At 49.0% G+C, this 23,684-nt stretch carries 23 protein-coding genes and 1 riboswitch; of the genes, 16 read left to right on the top strand and 7 right to left on the bottom strand.

All coding sequences use genetic code 11. The annotated features are described in order from the left end of the window. Positions 1 to 8 precede the first annotated feature (8 nt). From CPZ25_RS11000 to CPZ25_RS10985, 4 genes are all read right to left on the bottom strand, one after another. Positions 9 to 713: a GntR family transcriptional regulator gene (locus CPZ25_RS11000; protein ID WP_013382418.1), complete on the bottom strand. Its 705-nt coding sequence runs from the start codon at positions 711 to 713 to the stop codon at positions 9 to 11. A gap of 3 nt (positions 714 to 716) precedes the next feature. Continuing rightward, positions 717 to 1,358 carry a cobalamin B12-binding domain-containing protein gene (locus tag CPZ25_RS10995; protein WP_058693317.1) on the bottom strand — a complete coding sequence of 214 codons (642 nt, stop codon included), beginning with the start codon at positions 1,356 to 1,358 and terminating at the stop codon, positions 717 to 719. A 244-nt stretch (positions 1,359 to 1,602) separates the two neighbouring features. Next, positions 1,603 to 2,235: a cobalamin B12-binding domain-containing protein gene (locus tag CPZ25_RS10990; protein WP_038352545.1), complete on the bottom strand. Its 633-nt coding sequence runs from the start codon at positions 2,233 to 2,235 to the stop codon at positions 1,603 to 1,605. 387 nt (positions 2,236 to 2,622) lie between these two features. Further along, complete coding sequence (locus CPZ25_RS10985) at positions 2,623 to 3,516, bottom strand: fumarylacetoacetate hydrolase family protein (RefSeq protein WP_096918595.1); 894 nt, start codon at positions 3,514 to 3,516, stop codon at positions 2,623 to 2,625. Between the two features lie 286 nt (positions 3,517 to 3,802). On the opposite strand from CPZ25_RS10985, the gene pyrB reads away from it, so the two are divergent. From pyrB to CPZ25_RS10955, 6 genes are all read left to right on the top strand, one after another. Next, on the top strand, positions 3,803 to 4,729 hold the full coding sequence (pyrB, locus tag CPZ25_RS10980; RefSeq protein WP_096918596.1) for an aspartate carbamoyltransferase: 927 nt from the start codon (positions 3,803 to 3,805) through the stop codon (positions 4,727 to 4,729). Then, positions 4,722 to 5,153, top strand: coding sequence for an aspartate carbamoyltransferase regulatory subunit (locus CPZ25_RS10975; RefSeq protein ID WP_058693320.1), 432 nt, complete (start codon positions 4,722 to 4,724; stop codon positions 5,151 to 5,153). The genes pyrB and CPZ25_RS10975 overlap by 8 nt, the downstream gene beginning before the upstream one ends. A gap of 78 nt (positions 5,154 to 5,231) precedes the next feature. Continuing rightward, positions 5,232 to 6,404 (top strand): dihydroorotase, encoded by a 1,173-nt coding sequence (locus tag CPZ25_RS10970; protein ID WP_096918597.1) that lies wholly within the window; start codon positions 5,232 to 5,234, stop codon positions 6,402 to 6,404. Next, positions 6,382 to 7,248: an orotidine-5'-phosphate decarboxylase gene (pyrF, locus tag CPZ25_RS10965; RefSeq protein WP_096918598.1), complete on the top strand. Its 867-nt coding sequence runs from the start codon at positions 6,382 to 6,384 to the stop codon at positions 7,246 to 7,248. Before CPZ25_RS10970 ends, pyrF begins: the two co-directional genes overlap by 23 nt. Then, a complete protein-coding gene (locus CPZ25_RS10960) occupies positions 7,239 to 7,937 on the top strand; it encodes a dihydroorotate dehydrogenase electron transfer subunit (protein ID WP_096918599.1) in 699 nt (232 codons plus the stop codon). Before pyrF ends, CPZ25_RS10960 begins: the two co-directional genes overlap by 10 nt. Positions 7,938 to 7,942: 5 nt before the next feature. After that, the gene (locus CPZ25_RS10955) at positions 7,943 to 8,842 is read left to right on the top strand and encodes a dihydroorotate dehydrogenase (protein ID WP_339619626.1); all 900 of its coding nucleotides are present in this window, start codon (positions 7,943 to 7,945) and stop codon (positions 8,840 to 8,842) included. Positions 8,843 to 9,026: 184 nt separating this feature from the next. Here CPZ25_RS10955 and CPZ25_RS10950 read toward each other — a convergent pair whose 3' ends face one another. Beyond that, positions 9,027 to 9,449 carry an Hsp20/alpha crystallin family protein gene (locus CPZ25_RS10950; protein WP_058693325.1) on the bottom strand — a complete coding sequence of 141 codons (423 nt, stop codon included), beginning with the start codon at positions 9,447 to 9,449 and terminating at the stop codon, positions 9,027 to 9,029. A 336-nt stretch (positions 9,450 to 9,785) separates the two neighbouring features. Between CPZ25_RS10950 and CPZ25_RS10945 the strand changes: the two genes are divergently transcribed. The 5 genes from CPZ25_RS10945 (at position 9,786) to CPZ25_RS10925 (ending at position 18,152) form a co-directional block, all read left to right on the top strand. Further along, complete coding sequence (locus tag CPZ25_RS10945; protein ID WP_096918600.1) at positions 9,786 to 11,636, top strand: diguanylate cyclase domain-containing protein; 1,851 nt, start codon at positions 9,786 to 9,788, stop codon at positions 11,634 to 11,636. Position 11,637: 1 nt separating this feature from the next. After that, positions 11,638 to 12,153 carry a type 1 glutamine amidotransferase domain-containing protein gene (locus CPZ25_RS10940; RefSeq protein ID WP_096918601.1) on the top strand — a complete coding sequence of 172 codons (516 nt, stop codon included), beginning with the start codon at positions 11,638 to 11,640 and terminating at the stop codon, positions 12,151 to 12,153. A 119-nt stretch (positions 12,154 to 12,272) separates the two neighbouring features. Then, entirely contained in the window at positions 12,273 to 13,949 is a 1,677-nt protein-coding gene (locus CPZ25_RS10935; RefSeq protein WP_096918602.1) for a GspE/PulE family protein, read from the top strand. Between the two features lie 19 nt (positions 13,950 to 13,968). Further along, a complete protein-coding gene (locus CPZ25_RS10930) occupies positions 13,969 to 15,018 on the top strand; it encodes a type IV pilus twitching motility protein PilT (protein WP_096918603.1) in 1,050 nt (349 codons plus the stop codon). A gap of 17 nt (positions 15,019 to 15,035) precedes the next feature. Continuing rightward, the gene (locus CPZ25_RS10925; protein WP_096918604.1) at positions 15,036 to 18,152 is read left to right on the top strand and encodes a bifunctional diguanylate cyclase/phosphodiesterase; all 3,117 of its coding nucleotides are present in this window, start codon (positions 15,036 to 15,038) and stop codon (positions 18,150 to 18,152) included. A gap of 75 nt (positions 18,153 to 18,227) precedes the next feature. On the opposite strand, the gene CPZ25_RS10920 is transcribed toward CPZ25_RS10925, so the two are convergent. Together CPZ25_RS10920 and CPZ25_RS10915 are read right to left on the bottom strand one after the other, a co-directional pair. Then, entirely contained in the window at positions 18,228 to 18,602 is a 375-nt protein-coding gene (locus CPZ25_RS10920; protein WP_096918605.1) for a PIN domain-containing protein, read from the bottom strand. Further along, positions 18,586 to 18,843 carry a hypothetical protein gene (locus CPZ25_RS10915; RefSeq protein ID WP_096918606.1) on the bottom strand — a complete coding sequence of 86 codons (258 nt, stop codon included), beginning with the start codon at positions 18,841 to 18,843 and terminating at the stop codon, positions 18,586 to 18,588. The genes CPZ25_RS10920 and CPZ25_RS10915 overlap by 17 nt, the downstream gene beginning before the upstream one ends. A 330-nt stretch (positions 18,844 to 19,173) precedes the next feature. Between CPZ25_RS10915 and CPZ25_RS10910 the strand changes: the two genes are divergently transcribed. The 5 genes from CPZ25_RS10910 (at position 19,174) to CPZ25_RS10890 (ending at position 23,585) form a co-directional block, all read left to right on the top strand. Continuing rightward, positions 19,174 to 20,442, top strand: coding sequence for an O-antigen ligase family protein (locus CPZ25_RS10910; protein ID WP_167495214.1), 1,269 nt, complete (start codon positions 19,174 to 19,176; stop codon positions 20,440 to 20,442). Positions 20,443 to 20,719: 277 nt separating this feature from the next. Next, positions 20,720 to 20,813, top strand: a riboswitch (cyclic di-GMP riboswitch). A 179-nt stretch (positions 20,814 to 20,992) separates the two neighbouring features. Further along, positions 20,993 to 21,415 carry a type IV pilin protein gene (locus CPZ25_RS10905; protein WP_096918608.1) on the top strand — a complete coding sequence of 141 codons (423 nt, stop codon included), beginning with the start codon at positions 20,993 to 20,995 and terminating at the stop codon, positions 21,413 to 21,415. A 360-nt stretch (positions 21,416 to 21,775) separates the two neighbouring features. Then, positions 21,776 to 22,000 (top strand): type II secretion system protein, encoded by a 225-nt coding sequence (locus CPZ25_RS10900; RefSeq protein ID WP_096918609.1) that lies wholly within the window; start codon positions 21,776 to 21,778, stop codon positions 21,998 to 22,000. Positions 22,001 to 22,197: 197 nt separating this feature from the next. Beyond that, a complete protein-coding gene (locus CPZ25_RS10895) occupies positions 22,198 to 22,656 on the top strand; it encodes a type IV pilin protein (protein ID WP_096918610.1) in 459 nt (152 codons plus the stop codon). Between the two features lie 155 nt (positions 22,657 to 22,811). Beyond that, positions 22,812 to 23,585 (top strand): prepilin peptidase, encoded by a 774-nt coding sequence (locus tag CPZ25_RS10890; RefSeq protein WP_096918611.1) that lies wholly within the window; start codon positions 22,812 to 22,814, stop codon positions 23,583 to 23,585. Positions 23,586 to 23,684: the final 99 nt, after the last annotated feature.

Below are 23,684 nucleotides of genomic sequence, written 5' to 3'. Positions count from 1 at the left end.
CGCTCCCATCAATCAAAGGAAGCAACCGCTTCGAGGCCAGCGTCTTCACCTGCCAGGTACATCATCCCCCAGCCGATAGGCTTGTCCTTTTCATCCAGCAGCTTTTCCTCAACAACTAAAAGAGGCATCCCCACAGGGATTTCAAGGTTTCTGGCTGTTTCGTCTTCTGCGATGGCCGCCCGGATTTTAAGCTTTTTGGTCATGGCAAAAATTGAATTTTTCTTGGCCACCATTTCCGGGAAGGTCGCGTAGCGGATTTCCTTTTCAACAATTGGAATCCCACGGTAGTAGGGAATGTATTTAATATCATAGGCGGTGGGGAAACCATCCTTTAAAAAAATACGTTTTACCACGATGACGTGCTTGGTTTCGGGAATTTCCAGGTTAAAGCCAACCTCATAGCTTGGCTTGACAACATTCACCTCAATCAGGCGGACTTCATCGCCACGCTCGTTTCCAGGCGCCATCTCATTGTAATGGAGGATGTACTGGTCCAGATCTGGCTCGCAGACATAATTGCCCTTGCCGGGAATTGAATAGATGTAGCCCTCATTGACGAGTACAGCCAGACCCTTGCGCACGGTCATCCGGCTGACGTTAAATTCCTCGCAGAGAAGGTTCTCTGACTGGATAGCGTCCCCGGGCTCAAGCTCCTGGCTGGTTATTTTGTTTTTTATCGCTTCGACAATTTTAATATATTCAGGTGCACCCATGACTTACTTTTTCTCCTGTATCCATTGTTTGCATATTTCCACCGCTTTGGTTACGTCCTTTGTGCCATAATCTGCGCCCACACTGAGATGCGTTACGCCGTCATCCACACATGCTCCGCCGATCATCACACGTATCTGATCTCTTATGCCGAGATCTTCGAGACCGTCGGTGATTTTTTTCATTTCGATGGTTGTTTCCTGCTGCATGCCGCTGAGGCCGATAATATCAGGCTTGTGTTCCTGTACCTTCTCAAGAATAGTGGGAGAAGGCACATCGATGCCAATGTCGATGACTTCAAAGCCTGCTGTGGTTGCAAAGGAGGCAAAAATATTTTTTCCAATGTCGTGGCAGTCTCCGTAAACAGAAGCGACAACAATTTTACCCATTCTGGGCACTGCCGGCATGGCATACAGCGCTTTCAGTTCGTCAAGATCCATAACCTCCTGAAAGATAATGCCGGCAAAAATAAGGTCTGCGATGAAATAGTCACATTTCTCATAGTGATCTCCGACCCGTTCCATGCCAATGCGCAGCCAGTCTAAAATCTGGAGCGGGGTGAACCCCTTGCGCACGGCGATTTTTACCAGCTCTAGTGTCCTTTGCTCATACAACCCTTCTACTGATCTTACAATACTCTCTTTCATGATTCTTTACCTAACTTGTGTTCACACAAAGAATTATTCAAAAATTATACCATAAAAAGATTGTTTGTGAAAAAATTATCTTAATAACCTTAAAAAATTCAAACAATCTGAAATCGTTTTGTCTTTATTATAACATACTTATACTAACCTGTATATACAAATCTAGACATAAGATAAAAAAGAAATTAAAAAAGACACCATTATTGGTGTCTTTTTATATTTGATCTTACTTTACGGACTTGTCTCAGCCAACCCATGCCTGGCAAATCTTAACGCCTTCAGCAGCATTTGTTGTGAAGTCATCAGCGCCAACATATTCGCAGGCTTCTTTAGTAACAGGGTTACCACCAATGATTAATTTAGAGTCTACGCCAGCTGCTTTCAGAGCATCTGAAGTTTCTTTCATAGAGTCGATAGCCAGGGTTAAAACGCCGCTGATACCGATGATGTCCGGTTTGATTTCTTTAGCTTTTTCAACAAATGTGTCGATTGCTACGTCAATACCTAAGTCAGTAACCTGGAAACCAGCTGCTTCAGCCATGCTTCTGAAGATATTTTTACCGATGTCATGTAAATCGCCGTGAGCGGTACCGATTAAGATTGTGCCAGCAACTGCTGTGTCGCCGCTGCCTAATACTGGTTTTAATACATTGATTGCTTCGGTTAATAATTCGCCTGCGAAAATTAAGTCCCCAACAAAATATTCGCCTTCTTCGAATAAATCACCAACAACAGCCATACCAGCCTGGCAAGCTGCAACTGCTTCTTCAGCTTCTGCTTCGGTAGGATTTGTAGCTACGAAATCATTTAAGATTTCCATTACATCGTCTTCTTCTAAGTCTCCAACTGCCTGTGTTAAATTTTTCCAATCTGCCATTTTAAAATACCATCCCTTCATTTTTTGAATAAATAATTTTTCAGTAAGCACATGTGTGTACATGTGTTGTTTGTGATTATATGATACTCCCTTTTGAATCCGTTGTCAAGAAAACGCTTTCGATTTTTTGCTCGAAAATGACAAAAAACAAAAATTTATCTGTTTCGAAGGAAGTACAGGAGGAATTACACTAATTTACATAAAAACAGCGTGTATTCTTTAAGAAAAACACCTCCCGAAATCCTGAAAACTTCTTTTAAATAATCCGGCAAAAAAAGTTTTCAGGATTTCGGGAGGCGTATGGGTGGGGAAAAGATGTTTAGCGGGGGAGCGGCGGGGAATTTTTCGGGATTGCCGCATATTGTTGAAAATCTCCCAGCGTCATTTCTACTGTATATGATTTCTGAGAATGCCGATCTTTTCGATTTCGGCTTCGACGATGTCGCCGTGTTTCAGGAAGGCGGGCGGGTCCTGGGCAAGACCAACGCCGGCCGGGGTTCCGGTCAGGATGATGTCGCCGGGGTACAGGGTCACGCCCTGGGACAAATCACTGATGATGGTGGGAATATCAAAGATCATGTGTCCGGTGGTGGATTCCTGACGGGTTTCACCATTGACGCGGCAGCGGATACCGAGATTCAAAGGAAGGGGCAGCGCGCTTTTGTGAACAATGGCTGGGCCCAGCGGGCAGAAGGTATCCAGGGATTTGCCTTTATACCACTGAGAATGCTTTTTCTGGAGGTCTCTGGCGGTGATGTCATTGGCGACGGTGTAACCAAAAACGTAGGCTTCAGCGTCCGATTTGGCGATATCTGAGCCCTCTTTGCCAATGATAACGGCCAGCTCAGCTTCGTAGTCAATCTGTTTGGTGGCATTGGCGTGGGACAGGATAACCGAATCGGGACCGGTGACCGATGAGGAGAGCTTGGAAAAATAGATGGGGCTTTCCGGAGCCGCGCCGAGGCCTGGAATATTTTTGATCTCCTTTACATGCTCGGTGTAATTTTTGCCAAGGCAGAAAATATTGCGCTCAGGCTTGGGGATGGGAGCCAGCAGCTTGACAGAGTTCAGGTTAATGCCCATATTGGGGTTGTCGGCCATGGCTTTTGAGGTAGAAGCGATCAGGGCGTCGTCGGCTAAACGGATAAAGTCCGTCATCTGTTCAGGCAGCTTGAGGCCGAGCACCTTGCCGATGGTGGTAACAGGTACCACACGTTTGAAATCTGCGGTGAGTATACCCGCTTCGCTAAAAGATGCGTATTGATAGGTGACAAAATACATTTGAATTACCTCCGTTCATTTCATTTGCTTAATCTTACCATAATTTCTTAGTAAAGGCCAATATTTTGAACCTTTAAGATATTGACATTTTTGAGGTTATACTTTATCATTAATTTAATTAAACTCTTAACAAAAGGGCAGAGGAAACCCCTGTTAAAGATGACCACGACCTTAGAGTAATATAGTGCATAAATATTGCGTGAAACGCCCTTTTGACAGTTTGAAAAGGTGTTTTTTTTTGCAAAAATGCACGTCGTGGACGAATTTTAAGCCAAGGAGGCAAGAGATGCTAAAAGGAAGACATTTAATAGAACCCGGTGACTTTACCATAGAAGAATTAGAATCCATTTTTGGGCTGGCTGATAATATTATTGCAAATCAGGATAATTATATTGACGTTTGCAAGGGAAAATTATTAGCCAGCCTTTTTTACGAACCATCCACCCGTACGCGGTTCAGCTTTGAGTCGGCCATGCTGCGCTTAGGCGGTAAGGTCATTGGATTTGACAACCCTGCCAATTCGTCAGTATCCAAGGGAGAAAGCATTGCCGATACCATCCGCACCGTCGGCTGTTACGCCGATATCGCGGTGATCCGCCACCCGAGAGAGGGGACAGCCAAGCTGGTCTCCAAGGCGGCCTGTGATATGCCCATCATCAACGCCGGTGACGGCGGTCATGAGCATCCTACCCAGACCCTGACCGACCTGCTGACCATCCGTCATGAAATGGGCAGCTGTGATGGCCATGTGGTTGGTCTTTGCGGCGACCTGCTCTTTGGACGGACCATCCACTCGTTAGTCAAAACCCTGAACCGTTATAAGGGCAACAAGTTTGTGTTTATTTCGCCAAAGGAACTGAAAATGCCGGAATACTTTCTGAGTATGCTGGAACCCGGCTCCTATGTCGAAACAGCCAGCCTGGACGATGTCATCGGCGACCTGGATATTCTTTACATGTCCCGCGTTCAGCGTGAACGTTTTGTGAGTGAGGAAGAATACCTGCGCTTAAAAGACTACTACATTTTGGACAAAAAGAAAATGAAAAAAGCCAAGGAAGAGATGATCGTGATGCACCCGCTGCCACGTGTCAATGAAATTTCCGTCGAAGTGGACGATGATCCGCGTGCCGTATACTTTAAGCAGGCAAAATACGGCATGTATGTGCGCATGGCTTTAATTTCTAAATTACTGGGGGTAGACGCAAATGATTAATGTATCAAAACTGAAAAAGGGAATTATTATCGACCACATTGAATCCGGCCACGGCTTTGAAATCTATAAGGAGCTGCACCTCAACGAAATTGACGATGTCGTCGTACTGATGAAAAATGTCCCCAGCAAAAAAATGGGTCAGAAAGATCTGATCAAAATCGAGACGGACCTGGAGCTGGACATGAACGTTCTGGGGCTTATCGACCCCAACGTCACCATCAATTTTGTCAACAACGGCGAGCTGGTGAGCAAGGTACAGCTGACACTGCCGACACGGGTCACGGGCATCATGAAGTGTAAAAACCCGCGCTGCATCACCCAGTACGAGGACGTGGGCGATATTGACTTCTACCTGGTAGACGCCGAAAAGAAATTATACCGCTGCGAATACTGCGATTCATACACAACGTTTATTGAGAAATGAAGCTGAGTCCAAATTCTGAAAGAATAAAAAGATTTTCGAAGAATTTGTGATCCTTAAAATAAAGGGGAAGGAACTACCATGAAAACTTTAATCACCAACGTTGAAATTATCGACGCCACTGGCCGAAGGCCGGGGAAGGTGCTGATCGATGATGACGGTAAGATCAAAAAGGTTTATAAGGAAAAGGGACAGGTGAAGGCAGCCCACGACCGGGAAATCGACGGCCAGGGCAAGGTGCTGATGCCAGGCTTTATCGATATGCACTGCCATCTGCGCGATCCTGGGCTCACCTATAAGGAAGACATGGAAACCGGTATGAAGGCAGCCCTGAAGGGCGGCTTTACCACACTGGTTGCCATGGCCAATACCAAGCCGATTATGGATAATGCCGAGGCTCTGAAAGACAATATGGATAAGGCGGAGGCTCTGGGCCTCTGTGATCTGGTACAGGTCTGCGCGCTGACAAAGGATTTCAGCGATGCGGAGCTGGTGGATTTTGAGAGCACCCGGGAATACACCAATGTTTACTCCAACGATGGACACAATGTGGATAACGCCGAAACAATGAAGAGGGGGCTGGCCGCCTCAACCGAATACAATTTCATCCTGGCCACGCACTGTGAGCCGGAAACCGAAACTGTGGAGCGGGATATCGCCCTGCTGCGCGAAACCCCGGGACACCTGCACGTGTGTCATATCAGCAAAAAGGATACCCTGGAGGCCATCAAGGCCGCCAAAGCAAAGGGTCTGGACATTACCTGCGAGGTTACTCCGCACCATCTTTACGCCTCGGCCATGGAATATAAGGTGCACCCGCCTTTCAGAAGCTATCCAGACCGCCGGGCTTTGATCGAGGGTGCGCGGGACGGCAGCATCGATATCTGCGGTACCGACCATGCACCGCACAGTGACGAGGACAAGTTAAACGGAGCGCCGGGAATCAATAATTTTGAGACCGCCTTTGCCATGTACTACACCGTTTTTGAAGGCGCTGGCATTCCGGTAGAACGCCTGAGCCAGATGCTGAGTGAAGCACCGGCGGCGCGCATGGGCCTGAAAGCCGGACTGGTCAAGGAACGCTATCCCGGTGATTTGGTTTTGGTGGATCTGGATGCCGAGGAGCGGGTTGATCCCAAGACGTTTATTTCCAAAAGCCACAACACCCCCTTTGGCAGAGAACTGCTTAAGGGCAAGGTGCTCATGACATTTAAAGGAGGAGAGATCGCATATGATAATGGATCGCTTGTATAACGAAGCATTAAAAAGCCCCGTCTGTGTGGGCCTGGATACAAAACTTGACTTTCTGCCCCAGTACCTGAAGGACAAGGACTGGTCAACCGGTGAAAAAATAACGGAGTTTAACAAAAAGATTGTGGACGCCACCGCAGATATTGCCGCCTGTTACAAAATGCAGATTGCCTGCTACGAGGCCCTGGGCCTGGACGGTATGAAGGCTTACTCCGAGACGGTGAAATATGTCCGAAAAAACAATAAAATCGCCATTGGCGACGCAAAAAGAGGGGACATTACTTCCACAGCCGCCCAGTATGCCAAAGGGCATTTTGAAGGTGATTTTGAGGTCGATATCCTGACCGTCAACGCCTACATGGGCGAGGACGCTGTATCACCCTATTTCCCTTATATCGAAAATAGCGAAAAGGGGCTCTTTGTCCTGCTGCACACCTCCAATCCATCCTCACGGGATTTTCAGGAGCTGAAGCTGGCAGAAGGCGGCCAGAAGCTGTATGAAGCTGTGGGCGATAAGATCACCGAATGGGGCAGGCCTTACATTGGTGAAAGCGGCTATTCCGCAGTGGGCGCTGTGGTGGGCCTCACCTTCCCGGAAGAATTTGAAGCGCTGCAGGACCAGTGTCCGTCCACCTTTTTCCTGGTGCCTGGCTATGGCGCCCAGGGCGGCACCGGCAAGGATATTGCCAACATCTTCAAAAAGTCCCGCTGTGCGGTCATCAATTCCTCCAGAGGGCTGATCACTGCCCATCAGAAGGCAGAGACGCCCTGTGAGACCGAAGGCTTTGAAGCCTTGATCCGTGAAAAAACACTGGCCATGAAGGAGGACATTTTAAAGTGGCTTTAATTTTAGATAACCAGTTTGTGGCTGAAGGCATTTACAAAATGGACGTGGCCTACGACGGTAAAGTGGGCGCCAGCCAGTTTTTCATGCTGAGAGCCTGGGATAAGGACCCGCTGCTGTCACGGCCCATCTCCGTTCATAATTACGAAAACGGTGTGCTTACTTTCCTGTATCAGATTGTAGGTAAGGGCACCCAGCTTTTGTCAAAACTAGAAAAGGACGACACTGTGGAATTACAGGGCCCATACGGCAAGGGCTTCCCAGATGTGGACGCCGACCTGGTGGTGGTGGGCGGCGGCATTGGCGTCGCGCCCCTGTACTATGTGTGCCGTGACTTTAAGAAGAAACACCCAGAGAAAAGCCTGCGCGTTTACCTGGGCTACCGCGACGCGGCCTACTGCGTGGAGGAATTTGACGCTGTGGCAGACGAAGTGATCGTGGACATCGGCGGCATCATTACCCATAAGGTGGAAGCCCGTGAGGGCGAGGTGTTTTTTACCTGCGGCCCGGAAATCATGATGAAAAGCCTGTGTGATATCGTCCCGGCCGAAAACCCGGTTTACGTGTCGCTGGAGGCCCATATGGCCTGTGGTATCGGCGCCTGCCTGGGTTGTACTTGCAAGACCAGTGAGGGGAATAAGAAGGTCTGTAAGGATGGTCCGGTATTTACCAGAGAGGTGGCAGCCCTATGAGTAAAGTGTTAGAAACAAGATTTAACGATATTGTCTTTAAAAACCCGGTAGTCACCGCGTCAGGGACCTTTGGCTTCGGGCGTGAGTTTGAAAAGTACTATGACCTGGCAGCACTGGGCGGCCTTTGTACCAAGGGCCTGACGCTGGAGCCGCGCCCCGGCAACACCGGTATGCGCCTGTGGGAAACCCCGGCCGGCATGATCAACAGTATCGGTCTTGAAAACCCGGGTGTGGACGCCTTTATCGAAAATGAGTGGCCACACCTTAAAGAAATTGACACGGTGACGGTGGTGAACGTGGGTGGCAAGGACGAAGCTTCTTATCTGGAAGCCATTGAGCGAATCAACGCCATCAACGCGCAGCTGGTCGAGCTGAATATTTCCTGCCCCAACGTGAAGGCCGGCGGGATGGCCTATGGCATACGGCCAGAGATGGCGGCTGACATTACCCGAAAGGTGGTGGCAGTATCCAAGGCTCCGGTGATGGTCAAGCTTTCCCCGAATGTGGAGAACATCGCGGAGATTGCGCTGGCCTGTGAGGAATCTGGTGCCTGCGGCATCTCGCTTATTAACACCATCCAGGCCATGGCCGTGGATTATAAAAAGAAAAAGATCGTGTTTGACAACACCTACGCCGGGCTGTCCGGCCCGGCGGTCAAGCCCATCGCCCTGCGCATGACCCATCAGGTCTGTAAGGCAGTGGACGTGCCGGTGATGGCCATGGGCGGCATCAGCACCTGGGAAGACGCTCTTGAGTTTATCATGGTCGGCGCGGCCTGTGTGCAGGTGGGAACCATGAATTTCATCGATCCCAAAGCCCCGGTTAAGATCATCGAAGGGCTGGAAGCCTATTGCAAGGCCGAGGGCCTGGAAAATATCGATGAGGTGCGCGGTATTTTACTCTAGCTTTTAAATGTAAAAGAACCTCCCGAAATCCTGAAAAGTCAGCGGTATTGGCTTTTCGGGATTTCGGGAGGTCTTTTTTAGCCGAAAACAAAAGCCGCGCCCAGGGGAGTGAGCGCGGCTTTTTATATTACGGGGGAGTAATAAAATGAATATCGGAATCATCCGATAAGGGGTAAGCTTTGAGTTATTCAATCGCAATGTATTTTTTCTGTTCTACTTGCTTGGTTTCGTTTTTCGGGAATTCCAGATGGAGAATACCATCCTTGTAACCGGCTTTAATGTCGTCTTCCTTCACATTGTCGCCAACATAGAAGCTTCTTGAGCACTGGCCAGTGTAGCGTTCCTGGTGAACCAGATTGCCTTTTTCATCTTTTTCTTCCTTTGAGTCATCTCTGGAAGCAGTGATGGTCAGGTAGCCATTCTCAAGGTCAGCTTTGATATTTTCCTTGCCGAAGCCCGGCAGGTCCATATCCAGAATGTACTTGCCATCCTTTTCCTGAATATCCGTTTTCATGAGAGCGGGTGACTCTGTCTTTTTAAAAAACGGGTCATTAAACATATCATCAAACAAATTAAAACCGAAACGATCTCTAGGCATCAACAACATAAGGCATTCCTCCTTTTTGTTTTAGTTTTCATGATTTATGAAGTGATAAACCTTTATAACCATTGAGTTCGGTTCCTTTTTCAAGGGACTTCGCTTAACTTTGTTTACGAGTATATTATAGGACGGATTGTTAGCACTGTCAAGAGGTGAGTGCTAATATTTTAGATTTCGTTAAGCTTTCTACTGTTTTGTAATACCTTGAAGATTCTTTAACCCGTGATTTTTCAGGAAGTTTTTAAGATAAATAAATTGTATATTTGGTTTGAGCAGTATATAATAAGGAGTAATACCAGAATAAGAAAGAGAATAATCTGCCAAACAGGTAGGAGGAAAAAAGTGAGACGATTTTTTAAGACTCTGTGCAGTTTCGGGCTGGTCATAAGTCTTATCATGTGTTTTATAGCGGCTCCGGCCCACGCCGAGGAGAAAAAGGTAGTAAGGGTAGCCTTTCCGGAGCTGCAAGGCTTTAGCAGCACCGACGCAAATGGAAAGCATTCCGGTTATACCTATGAATTTCTGCAGGAAATTGCCGCCTATACGGGATGGGAATACGAGTTTATTGCTGGAGACAGCAGTGACGAGACCCTGCTCCAGATGATGGAGGAATTAAAAAACGGTGAGGTCGATATTATGGGCGGCATGCTCTATTCAGACGAGCTGGCCGAGGAATACGATTTCCCGGAATATAACTGTGGCTACAGCTACTCAACATTGGCGGTCTTAAAAAGCAATACCGATATCAACTCGACCAACTATTCGACCTTTAACAATATGAAGGTAGGGGTCCGGGCTTCAGCTAAACGGCGGGCACAGGCCCTGGAGGACTTCTGCAAGGTTAATGGGATCACGGTTGAGACCGTCGAATATCCCAGTGAGGTAGAAATGCAGAAGGCTCTGGAGTCCGGCGAGGTGGATGCGCTGCTGGGATCAGATGTCACCCTGTTTGATAACCAGCGGATTATCGCACGGTTTGACGGAAAGCCTTACTATTTTGCGGTAACCAAGGGGAATTCTGAGATTATCAGCGGGATCAACACGGCCACGGCGGCCATCAATGAAAAAGACCCCAATTACGCCACTGATCTCTATATGAAATACTTTAATAAGGACAGCCAGCGTGTTACGCTGGAAAGCTTTGTCAAGGCGAATCCCATTGAGAGCATTGCTGCGGCGCTGGTTATCGGCCTGGTGCTGGCCGCCGTGGTGGGCCTGGCCATGTACATCCGTATTCAGCGCAACCGGCAGCTGCTGCTGGACTATGAACGCTACCGGGTGCTCTCAGAGATGTCCAATGAGCTGATTTTTGAGTATGACTATGGAGACGACAGTATTATGGTTTCTGACCGCTATGCGCAGTATTTTGGCGGAAAATCCCGAAACGAGCATTTTTTATCAGAGAGCCTGAAAAAGGATATGGAGACCGATGAGGCTGCCCGCTGGTTTGCAGAGCTCATCAAGCGCCGCCCGCCTGAGCAGGCCCGCTTTGAGGTCGAGTATCAGGCGCGGGTGGCCTCCGGAGAGATCGAGTGGGTGCGCGGCACCAGCGTGATCATTTTTGACCGGCACGGCCACCCGCTGCGGGCCATTGGCAAGATTATCAACATTAACGAGGAAAAATGCGAGAAGGAAGCGCTGATCAACCAAGCGCACCACGACCCGCTTACAGGGCTGTACAACCGCACCACCTTTGAGGAAATCGTGAGTGACTATCTGGAGCAGTGCGGCGGCGAGAAGGGCGCGCTGATGGTGATTGACCTGGACCGCTTTAAGCTGGTTAACGATACCCTGGGCCATCAGGGCGGCGACGAGGTGCTCGAGGATCTGGCCAGGGAAATGGCCGCCATTTTTGATACAGACGCTGTTTTGGGGCGTCTGGGCGGCGATGAGTTTCTGGCTTTTGTGAAAAATATCGGCCATTGCAGGGAAAAGCCCCTGCGGGATGCCAGAAAGCTCTGCGGCGTAATGAGCCGGTGCTACGAAAAAGAAGGACGCCGGACAGAGGTCTCAGTGAGCATTGGCCTGGTCTATTCGACGGCGGACAGTTTGTTTGAGGAGCTGTACGGCAAGGCTGACAAGGCCCTGTATTATATGAAGGATCACGGAAAAAACAATGTAGCTGTCTATGATGCTTCTCTGGAGGAAGCTTTGGGTAATAATGAAAATATAAACAGAAAAGGAGCATTTTAACATGTCTAAAAAAATTATCGCATTAATCAGCGACGACTTTGAAGATCTGGAGCTATGGTATCCGGTACACCGTCTCCGCGAGGAGGATGGCGTGACTGTGGACGTGGTCGGCGAGGAAAAGGGAAAAACCTACATCGGAAAATACGGTGTGCCCTGTGTGTCGGACTACAGCTTTGATGAAATCAATCCCGATGCGTACGATGGCATTCTGGTGCCTGGCGGCTGGGCGCCGGACAAGCTGCGCCGCTTCCCAGTGGTCCTCGACATGGTGCGGGCTATGGATAAGGCAGGAAAGCCCATCGGTGAAATCTGCCACGCAGGCTGGGTGCTTATCTCGGCCGGTATCTTAAAGGGCAAAAATGTCACCAGCACCCCGGGCATCCGCGACGATATGGAAAACGCAGGCGCTATCTGGCACGACACCCCGTCTATCGTGGACGGCCATATTATTTCTGCCAGGCGTCCACCGGATCTGCCCCAGTACATGAAGGATTACATTAAGGTTTTGATGAAGTAGAAAAGCAGGTCCCGAAATCCCGAAAGTCTAAAAACGATTTTCAGGATTTCGGGATTTTTTTACTATCATTCACAATTATGGTATAATACAGCATTATAAAGCGTTTAAGGAGTAGAAGCATGAAGAACATCCGTATAGGGGACATACTGGTCGGCGACGGCTATATTACAGAGGGACAGCTTCAGGAAGCCCTGGCCTACCAGAAGGTGGATAAAAGCAAGCGGCTTGGCGCGATTCTGGTCGATTACGGCTACGTGACCGAAAGCCAGCTGCTGGGCGCCCTGGCAAAGCGCTTGGACCTTCGGGTTATCAATCTGAGCCAGATAGAGGTAGATCTGGAGGCAGCGGCCAAAATACCCAAAAATATTGCGCAGAAATATACCCTTATCCCAATAGGGTTTTCAAGCGGCCACCTGCTGGTCGCCACCAATGACCCGCTGGATTTTTACGCCATTGAGGACCTGCGGCTGATCACCAATATGCCCATCGATATTGTTCTGGCCGAAAAGGAAGCCATTCTCAAGGGCATTGACAGCAGCTATTCGGAAATCGAGGCACGTCAGGCAGCCACCAGCGCCAACGAGATGGCCGACGATATGGAGACGGTCTCCATTGTAGAGGATCTGGACGCCGCCGGAGACGACGCGCCGGTTGTCAATCTCATCAATACCATGCTCATAAAGGGCTACAATACTGGCGCCAGCGATATCCACATCGAGCCTTTTGAGGATAAAACCAACGTGCGTCTGCGTATCGACGGTCTCATTGTCGATTACCTGACACTGGCCAGCGCCCTGCACCAGTCTGTCATCGCCCGTATTAAGATACTCTCAAACCTGGACATCGCTGAGCGGCGACTGCCCCAGGACGGCCATTTCCGGGCGCGGATCAAGGGCATTGAGATGAATATCCGTACCTCGGTGATTCCAACCGTCTACGGCGAAAAAGCTGTACTGCGTTTTTTGAATCAGAACACCAAGCTCGACCATTCCGGCACCTTTGGCATGAACGATGACAACTACGCCCGTATGCGCCAGATTCTGCAGAGCCCCCACGGCATCATCTATATCACCGGGCCGACCGGGAGTGGTAAAACCACCACGCTGTATATGGTGCTGGAAATGCTCTCAGGCAAAAACGTTAATATCTGTACCATTGAGGACCCAGTGGAAAGAAACCTCGACAGCATTAACCAGACACAGGTCAACAATGTGGCAGGCCTCACCTTTGAGAGCGGCCTGCGCTCCCTTTTGCGCCAGGACCCGGATATCATCATGGTTGGTGAAACCCGTGACTCCGAGACGGCCAACATTGCCGTGCGCGCCGCCATCACCGGGCATCAGGTACTCTCCACCCTGCATACCAACGACGCCGTTTCCACCATTGTGCGCCTGGTGGATATGGGGGTCGAGCCCTACATGGTCGCCAACTCACTGACCGGGGTAGTGGCCCAGCGTCTTGTCAAGAAAATCTGTCCAGAGTGCAAGGAAGCCTACACGCCCAGCGAGGCAGAGCGAGAGCTGCTGGGCAAAGACATACCTGTGCTGTACCGCGGACGGGGCTGCCACCAGTGCAACCATACCGGTTATAAGGGCCGTATCGCTGTCCATGAAATTTTAGCCATCGACAAAACCATCCGTAATATGATCTCAAGCCAGTCCCCCATCGAGGATGTCTATGAATATGTGGCCGTAAATCACAAGACCACCAGCCTCCGGCAGAGCCTGGTCGAGCTGGTAGAACAGGGCGTGACAAGCATGGAAGAACTGCTGAAAGTTACGTATTACGTTGAATAAATAAAAGTGAGGTAAACAAATGCCAACCATCTTAGACCTAATAGCCTATGGCCGCCAGACAGGCTGTTCGGATATTCATTTGACGGCGGATCTGCCGCCGGTGTTCAGAAGTAACGGGGTACTTGTCAAGGGCCCCTTTGAAATGAGCAGACAGGAAATCGGGGAAATGATCATTGGAATGCTCAGCGAGATGAACCGCGAGAAAATAAAACGCGGGGAGGACGCCGACTTTACCTTTGTCACCCCCGAGGGGCTGCGCCAGAGGGTGAATGTGTACCGGCAGCAAAATGAGCTCTGCGCTGCCGTGCGCCTGCTCAACGACACCATTCCCACCTTTGAGGAGCTGGGGCTGCCGCCCATTATCCGCAAGCTGGCCGCTGAGCCGAGAGGGCTGATCCTGATCACCGGGCCCACCGGGAGCGGGAAGTCCACCACACTGGCCGCCATGATTGACTACATCAATATCAATTTTGCCAAGCATATTATCACCATCGAGGACCCGGTGGAATACCGCCATTACCACAAGCTGAGCATGATCCATCAGCGTGAGGTGGGCGTGGATGTGTCCTCTTTTGCCGATGCGTTGCGCTCATCTCTGCGTGAGGACCCCGACGTCATTCTGGTTGGGGAAATGCGCGACTATGAAACCATTTCAGCTGCGGTGACAGCGGCCGAAACCGGGCATCTTGTCCTGTCTACCCTGCATACCATCGGAGCTGCCAACACAGTGGACCGTATCATCGACGTGTTTCCGCCCCACAGCCAGCAGCAGATAAGGACACAGCTGGCCAGCACCCTGAAGGGGGTCGTGACCCAGCAGCTTGTGCCGCTGGCCTCTGGCGAGGGCCGCATGGCTGCCCTCGAGGTGATGACAGGCACCGACGCGGTGCTCAACCTTATCCGTGAGAACAAAACCCATCAGCTGTCCTCAGCCATGCAGACCGGCAGCCGGGACGGCATGAACACCCTGAACAGCCACCTGGCCAAGCTGGTAAAGGAAGGAAAGATCGGCTTCGATACAGGCCTTCAATGGTCGTCAGACAAAAACGAGTTTAACCAATACTTTTAAGTAAGGGAGAAATTGCCATGAGCGATGAGCAGCTGTCTGTCTTGGAGAAGAAAATAGAACGCTATGGTATGATCCTGGAAACCACCGGGGATATCCTGTTTGAGTACCATATCAATGAAGATCGAATGCTGTTTGATGAAGCAAAGCTGGAAAACGGGCAGTATGTCCATTACCCACTGGTGGTGGAGCGCTATATCGAGACCCTGCACCGGGGCAATCTGGTGCATCCCGATGATATGGAGGAAGCCATCCGCCTTGTCAGCGGCTTTATTACGCAGGACATCGTTATCCGCGTCACACGCCCGGATGAAAAAAGCGGGCGTTACTACTGGACCCTTGTCCGGGCCGCCGCAGTTAAAGACAGCGAGGGCAGGATCACGGAGACCGTGGGCATCATGCGGGACATCGATGAGCAGAAACGCAGGGAGGACCGTCTGATTGAGGAATCCCGGCGTGACAAGCTCACAGGGCTTTATGACAAAAAATGGACCCGCGAAAAAATTACAGAAGCCCTGGCCGCAGGCGCAGAGATGGACCAGGGAGCCATGATGCTGGTGGATATCGACGGCTTTCGTGCGGTCAACGACAATTTAGGCCATATTTTCGGCGACGCCGTTTTGGTAGAAACCGCCGAGAAACTCACTGCCCACGCGGCGCCCGGCGATGTCATCGGCCGTATCGGCGGGGACGAGTTTGTGGTCTACAGCCCAGATATGCCAGAAAACCAGATCGCCGAATGGGTGGCCCGTATCCGCCGCATATTTGACCATACCTTTGAGGGAAAAAGCCAGGCTTACCGCATCACGTGCAGCCTGGGAGTGGCCGTCTGTCCAAAAGACGGACAAACCTTTGAGGCCTTGTTCCAATGTGCCGATCAGGCCCTGAGCATGGCGAAAATGGAGGGGCGGGACCGCTGGTGCCGCTACGATAAAAAGATGAGCGGCATGTCCTACCTTAACGGCCACGCTACCAATATCGACGGCACTGTTTTCCAGAGAAAGGGCATATCAGCGGAAAACCGGGTGCTGATCAATATTTTTGAAATTTTGGCCGACTCTAAGGATATTACCTCCTCCATGACTCTGATACTGGGTATTATCGGCCGCTTTATCGGAGTGGAGCGCGTCTGCGTTTTTGAAGAAGATCAGGAAGGACAGGGGCTGGTGAACCGGTACAGCTGGTATTCCGGCACTGCCGTCTGCCCAAAAACAGAGCGGATTAGCCCAGAAAAGCACAGACAGTACAGCGCCCTGTTTGATGAAAAAGGTCTGTACACACTGTACACTGCCGATACGCTGCCGGCGCGGGAGCGAGCCATCCTCCGAAGAAAAGGGATTTTTTCCGGAATCTATAAAACCCTGGTGGAAAACGGCCGTTACCTGGGGTGTATTGGATTGTCCGGCAGCCAGAATAACCGCAGATGGAGTGAGCGTGAAAAGGAATTTGTGTGCCTGGTGTCAAAAATTATCAGCGCAAATCTCTATAAAAACCATCTTCAGCGGGAGAATGCTTACGAAAGCCAGGTGGCCCGCGCCATTGTGGATTCCCAGAGCATTAAGAGCCACGTGGTCAATCCCGAAACCTATGAGCTTCTGTTTGTCAGCGCTTCGCTTAAAGCTGAGCGGCCAGGCGCGCGCGTGGGCAGTCTTTGCTACCAGGCCATCATGGGTCTGGACGCGCCCTGCCCCTTCTGCCAGATAAAGGAACTTTCCCGCGAAAAGCCAGATCTGAACTGGCAACGCTACGTGAGCGGCTGGAACCGCTGGTTCAATTTCCAGTGCCACAGCCTGCAGTGGCGGAGCACCGGCGATGCGGCGCTTGTCGCCATGGATGACATCTCCAATTTTGTGGATAATATCCTGTATGTGGATAAGCTCACAGGCATTTCCACCTTCAGCCGTTTTGAGCTGGACACCTCCGAAATCTTTGACCATGAGACGGGCAAAGAATACGCCATGGTCACCTTTGATATCGACGAGTTTCGCTATATCAACGAGCTTCACGGCTACAGCATGGGCAATCAGCTGCTGCGCTATATCTCAGGCGGCCTGGTGGGAGCCATGAGCGGCGCAGAGGTCTGTGCCCGTGTGACTGGGGACGTTTTTGTGGCCTTGATGGAGTGGACCGGCGAGGGACTTATGTTCAAACGGCTCAAGAAAATGGTCGAGGGCATCAACAAGCGTCTGGACTACGTGATTCCCGGTATCCGCCTCAATTTCCAGATCGGGGTGTACCATGCCAGACCGGGCGAGCGCGATATCGGGAAAATGATGGACAACGCCGACATTGCCAGAAAATCCATCAAGGGCACCCGCAAAACCGGCATTGCCTTTTACAATAAATCCATGGGAGAAAAAATCCTGAAAACCCGCCAGATCGAGGCGCGGATGGAGAGAGCCCTTAAAGACAAAGAGTTCCTCGTTTACCTGCAGCCCAAAATCGATCTGGAGAGCGGCCGGGTGGTAGGCGCCGAGGCGCTGGCCCGCTGGGTGGACGACCGTGGCAATATCGTACTGCCCGGAGAATTTATCCCCGTGTTTGAGAGCAACGGTTTTATTGTAGAGCTGGACTTTTATGTGTATGAGGAAGTCTTTAAGGCCCACAGCTACCGCAAGGCCAGAGGGCTCAAAAGCCTTCCCATCTCCATGAACATGTCCAGATTCCACCTGAAATCCGGCAATTACGTCGAACGCCTCAGGGCGCTGGCCGAAAATTACCAGGTCGATCCCAGCCTCATCGAGGTTGAGGTGACTGAGACCATCTTTATTGAAAACAGCGGTTATGTCAAACGGCTGGTAAGCGAGCTGAGAAGCGGCGGCTTCAAGGTTTCCATTGATGATTTTGGCTCAGGCTATTCCTCCCTGAACCTTTTGTCCGAGATCGATGTGGATGTGCTCAAGCTTGACCGTTCCCTCTGCCGGGAGGAAAACCTCTCCCCCAAGGAACGGGTTATCCTCAAGAATATTGCTGCTATGGCCAAGGAACTCGACCTCCAGGTGCTGGCCGAGGGCATCGAGACCACCGGACAGGCCGAATTCCTGAAAAGCATCCAGTGCGACAGCGCCCAGGGCTTTCTGTTTGCGAAACCCATGCCAATGGACGAGTTTTTCAGGAAGCTGGATGGGGAATGGTAGGGATGAGGATAAAAAATGACTGTGCGCTTTATAGTTAGCGCACAGCCATAATGATTTTAATTGTGTGTTCACTTATCAAACATTTTTAAGGAGCCGTTGCAGTTTTTTGTCGAAAGTGAATACTTCATAGTGAAGATTGGAATGATAGGCAAACAGAACACAATCAACAAAATCAAGTTTTTTAGTAGCGAAAGTTGATAGAGCAGTTTCGGCAATATCGGGAACCGTCAATTGAATATTTTCGTTTTTAATAAAGTAAAGAAGTCCTTCAGAGATATCCTCTCGGGAAACAGAATAAACTTTCTCTAAAACATATACAATTTCTGCCAGAACTTCGATGCTAAGGGAAACCGTTTCTTTTTGAAGAATTTCTTCTACCTCATTTGCCATTTCCTCATTATCGTTTAAAATAAAACGAAGAACGGCATTTGCATCAAAGAGTATCGTCATTGGTATGCTTTTCCTTTACAGCATTTGACCATGCGTTTTTTTCTTGAACGATTTTCTGCGGATTGGCATATTTTGCAAAAAGCCCTCTTGAAGAACCTTTTTTTGCCGTTAATCGTGCGAGTTCCTTTTCATCGGCATATTCGTCTAAAACTGTTATTTTAACAAGCTGATTTTTTTTCAAGCGCAGCTTTTCAAGGGGTAAAATATTTTTTCCGTCATAGTAACCTTTTGATGCCAGCATATGATCGCCTCCTGTTTAGATGATTTAACTTTATTATAGCTTATTTTGAGACGTGCCACAAGTTAAACTCAGCGATTCTTAATTGTCTTTAAAACACATCCCGAAATCCCGAAAAGGCGCCGGCGGTGATTGCCGGCGCCTTTTGGTGTGTTGGGCCCAGCTTTCCAGGCTTCTACAGTTCTTTAGAGACATCCGTAAATTGAGCAAATAAAGCTTGAGAAAGATCCGCCTTTAGCGGGGTGTAGCAAGCAGAGATATAAAATTGACAATTCAAGAGGTGCTTATGAATAAAATATGCTACAATTAAAAAAACAGATGTTGAGGAAAACGATGAGAAAATTCGAACTTCAAACAGCAGTCTCCACAGTACTGGCCATTATTGCCGGGGCAGTGCCGCTGATCATTGTGCCGCCCTTTGGCGATACCCTGTATATGCCAAAGCTGATGACCATTGAGGTACTGGTTTTTGGTCTGCTGCTTTTATATGTGCGGCCCATTACCGCATATTTTAGCGAGAAGCCCAAAATACCGCTGCCGGTAAAGCTTGTGCTGCTGTACCTGTTGTGCGTGACCGTCACGCTTCCCTTTTCGACGGATATCATGCTGTCGCTTAAGGGGCGGTCCTTTCGGCTGGAGAGCTACTCCGCTATTTTGTTTTATGGTATTTTAATGATGCTGGGGGCTTTTTTCTATACCTTTAAGCGCTGGCATGTACGGTTATACGCCGTGGGCGTATCCTGTGTGGCTGTTTATGGCATCTTTCAGAAATTTGGGCTGGATTTTCAGCCACAGGACCCTTTAATGTACGGCGGCCCAGGCGCATCCTATGCTACCATCGGCAACCCTAATTTTCTGGGCTCATTTTTGACATTGGCGCTGCCAATTCTCTTATACGCCTTTATCAAAGGGCCAAGGGCTTACCTTCTGCCCTGCGGGCTGGTCTATTTCTGCCTGCTGTGCACCAATACCCGCGGCGCTTGGATTGGCAGCTTTCTGGGGTTTGTGCTGCTGGGCGTGTTTCTGCTGAGAGAAAAAGAAAACCGCCGCCGCTTCGCAGTGGCGAGCGGTGTGTTTGTGCTTTTAACCTTTATTTTCCTGTTTGTGAATACAGGTTTTGGCGCGCGGTTTCTCAGTGTTTTTACGGATTTGTCGAAGATCATCAAGGGAAACGACTGGGAAAAGGGCGGATCATACCGGCTTTTTATCTGGTCAAAAACCCTTGAGCTTATCAAGCTGCGTCCCCTGACCGGCTTTGGCATTGAGACCCTGGGCAAGGTGATGGGCCAGTATTTTGAGCGTGATATTGTAAGGGTGACCGGACACCACCTGGTCATCGACCGTGCCCATAATGAGTACCTGCACATTGCTGTGAGCAGCGGAATCCCTGCGGCTTTTACTTATCTGGCCTTTGAGGGGACGACGCTGTACCAGGGCTTTAAAAGCTGGCGGCAGTCTCCCATGCTTATACCGCTTGTCTGCAGCGTGTCTGCTTATATGGCCGCTTCCTGTTTCAACATTTCTGTGGTGACCGTGGCGCCTGTTTTCTGGATATTTTGCGGAATAATGGTGCGGTTAAGCAATAAAATCAATCAAATTTGAATATGATTTAAGGAAATAAAAAATTGAAAAATTTTTGAAAAAGATTGAGTGTTTTACTCAAATTGTGCTGTTTTTACCATTAGTTTAATATTGGTGGTAAATGAAACAGCATTTATAATAACTTATAGCTATAAGAAAAGCGAAAAATGCAGATTTGTATGGTTTTAAAAGTGTGCAAACCTGTATTAATGGTGAATGACATGAACCTTTTAGAATATTTAAAAGTAACTGGTTTTTATAGTTCTTGACAAATGTCCGAATCAGTTGTAGAATAGAATTGTTCAAAAGGCAAAGCGGAGCGAAAGCCCGTGGCGCAAAACTACAGGGTCTACGTCGGCAGCTCCAGGCCGATATGACAGCCAGCTGCCAAAACGGTGGATGGCCGAAAACTCCTGTTTGGTTTCCGGCTGTTTTTATTTTTTGAGCAGCCTTTAACAAAAAGGACTGCTGGGGCAAGTAATGACAATGTTTATAACCGTCATGGCGCGGACGGTTAAAATAAAGGTTTATATTTAAAGGTAAACAAGAGAACATAAAAGGAGAGATGTAAATGATTCAGATGATTAACAAGCTGAAGAAAAACCAGAAAGGTTTTACTTTAGTTGAACTCATTGTTGTATTGGTTATTTTGGCAATTTTAGCAGCGTTCACGATTCCGGCGATGTTGGGGTTTATTGAAGATGCAAAAGGAAAAGCTTATGTTTCACAAGCAAGAGAAGTGTACTTAGCAGGACAAACTGTGGCTACAGAACAAACGCTTGCGGATGGTACCGAAATTACAAGTACTGGAACTGGCCCAGCGGCTACTGCTGTAAAAGATAAATTAAACAGCGATATCCCTGCAAGTGCTACATGGACTATTAAAATAGGTGATGGCTCGAGAATAACAAAAGTAGAATATAAAGACGGTGGATTCACAGTTACGATTGATGAAACGGTATCCGGTGGCAATGCAGTAATTAAAAAAGATTAAAACGATAAATGTTTAGTAAAAGATAAAGATATACCTGTTGCTTTTTAAAAAAAGTAAATAATCAAGGCCGAGCTTGCAGCGCCGCAGCCGGCCTTTTCTCCCATTTTAACAGGCGCTTTTTTTATTGCCGAAAGAAAAACAAAATATAGTGGACAGCTGATCGTTGATAGTGGATAGTTTTGGAACAAATTTGCGCGGCAAATTTGATTTAGATCAAATTGCCTTTGTCAATTTGTACATTAACTATCAACTGTCCATTATCAACGATCAACTGCTTTTCAGGATTTCGGGAGGGGTTTTTTAATGGAAAATGAAGAATGGCACAGCAGGATTCCGATTTTCTGAACAGGGGGCAGGAAAATGAAGTTTCTAAAGCAAAGATTAAAGCACAATGCGCAGTCCCGTTCGGGCTTTACCTTAGTCGAGCTGATCGTGGTGCTGGTGATCCTGGCCATTTTAACCGCCTTTACCATCCCTGCCATGCTGGGGTTTGTGGAGGACGCCAAAGGAAAAGCCGCCATTGCAGAAGCCAGAGAGGTTTATGTGGCAGCACAGTCGGAAGCTCCGCCGAAGTCACAAAAATAAAATAACCCTCCAACCCGTATCCCGAAAAAACAGTGGATAGTTGACAGTTGATAGTGGATAGTTTCGGAACCTTTTTGCATAGCAAAAAGGAGTTAAATAGCGGCCGCAGGCCGCATCGAATCAAATCCGCACGGCGGATTTGCACCAAAACTATCCACTATTCACTGTCAACTCTCAACTAAAAAAGAGGTGCCCCCATGACCCTTCGCCGCAAACTTAAAATGCTCATCAAAAGCCCCTCCGGCTTCACCATGATGGAGCTCATCACCGTCATTGTGGTCATTGCCCTGCTGGCAGTGATCATCATTCCGGGGTACCTCCATTTTATCGACGACGCCAAAAAGGACGCGGCCATTGCCGAGGCCAGAACCATCTACCTGGCGGCTCAGATACGGGCCACAGAGTTTAAATCCGCCGAAACAGCGGAAAACCCCTACCGCATACCAGACGCGAACGACCTTCGGGATCTGGTGGGGCCAGACAACATCTACGAAGGGGTCACAAAGCTGACCATTGTGGACGACAACCGGGACGGTACCATTGATAAAATTGAGATGATTAAAAATAACATCAATGTTATAATTGAACCAGGAAAGCGCGTTGTGGTTGACGGGAAGGAAGTTTCAGCCTACAAAGGAGAAACAGACGTCAAGTAGCGAATGATAATAACAGTGGATAGTTGATAGTGAGTAGTTAAGGAACAAAATCACTCTGTGATTTTGAATTCAAATCAAATTTGCAAAGCAAATTTGTTCCGTAACTATCAACTATCCATTATCAACTATTCACTAAAAAGCCTGGAGGTTCATCTTTGGAAGATTCTTTAACCTTAATCTATTTTGTATTGTATGCCTTTGTCTTTATCTTTGGCTGTATGATTGGCAGCTTTTTGAATGTGGTGATCTACCGGGTGCCCATTGGCATTTCCATTGCCAGGGGCCGGTCCTTTTGCCCAAACTGCGGCAAGCCCATTGCGTTTTATGATAATATCCCACTGCTCAGCTATCTTTGGCTGCGGGGAAAATGCCGGAAATGTGGGGCGAAGATTGCGCCGCGGTATTTCTTTACCGAGCTATGCGGCGGGCTGCTGGCCCTGCTCATGGCCTGGCACTATGATTTTGGGCTTCAGGCAGTGGTTGGGTTTGCGGTGGCGGCCATTTTATTGGCGGTTACCCTCATTGATTTCGATACCATGACCATTCCCAACGGCCTGGTCATCGCTTTGATCATTCCCGCGGCGGCAAGCTATTTTGTATTTCTGGAGCCCAGCCTTATTTCCCGGGTAATCGGTGTGTTTGTCATATCGGTCCCCATGCTGGTGTTATCCCTGGTTATCCCCGGCGGCTTTGGCGGCGGCGACGTCAAGCTGATGGCTGTGGCCGGGTTTCTCCTCGGCTGGCCCTGCACCCTGCTGGCCACCTTTATTGGCCTGGTGCTGGGCGGCATCGTCGGCGCCATCAAGCTTATTCGCAAGAGCGGGGAAAAGCACATGGCCTTTGGCCCATACCTTTCGGTGGGAATCCTGATCTCCATGCTGTGGGGAATGCAGATTATCTTTTGGTATTTGGATTTTTTTGGACTTTAACAAGCTGAAGGGAGTTTGAGTGGATAGTGGATAATTGATAGTGGATAGTTGTTGAACTCTTTTGCCTTGTGGCAAAAGCGATTGAATGGCGGCCATGGG

This window comes from Eubacterium maltosivorans (assembly GCF_002441855.2).
Taxonomy (GTDB): Bacteria; Bacillota; Clostridia; order Eubacteriales; family Eubacteriaceae; genus Eubacterium; species Eubacterium maltosivorans.
This window is presented reverse-complemented; position numbering and strand designations above follow the sequence as displayed.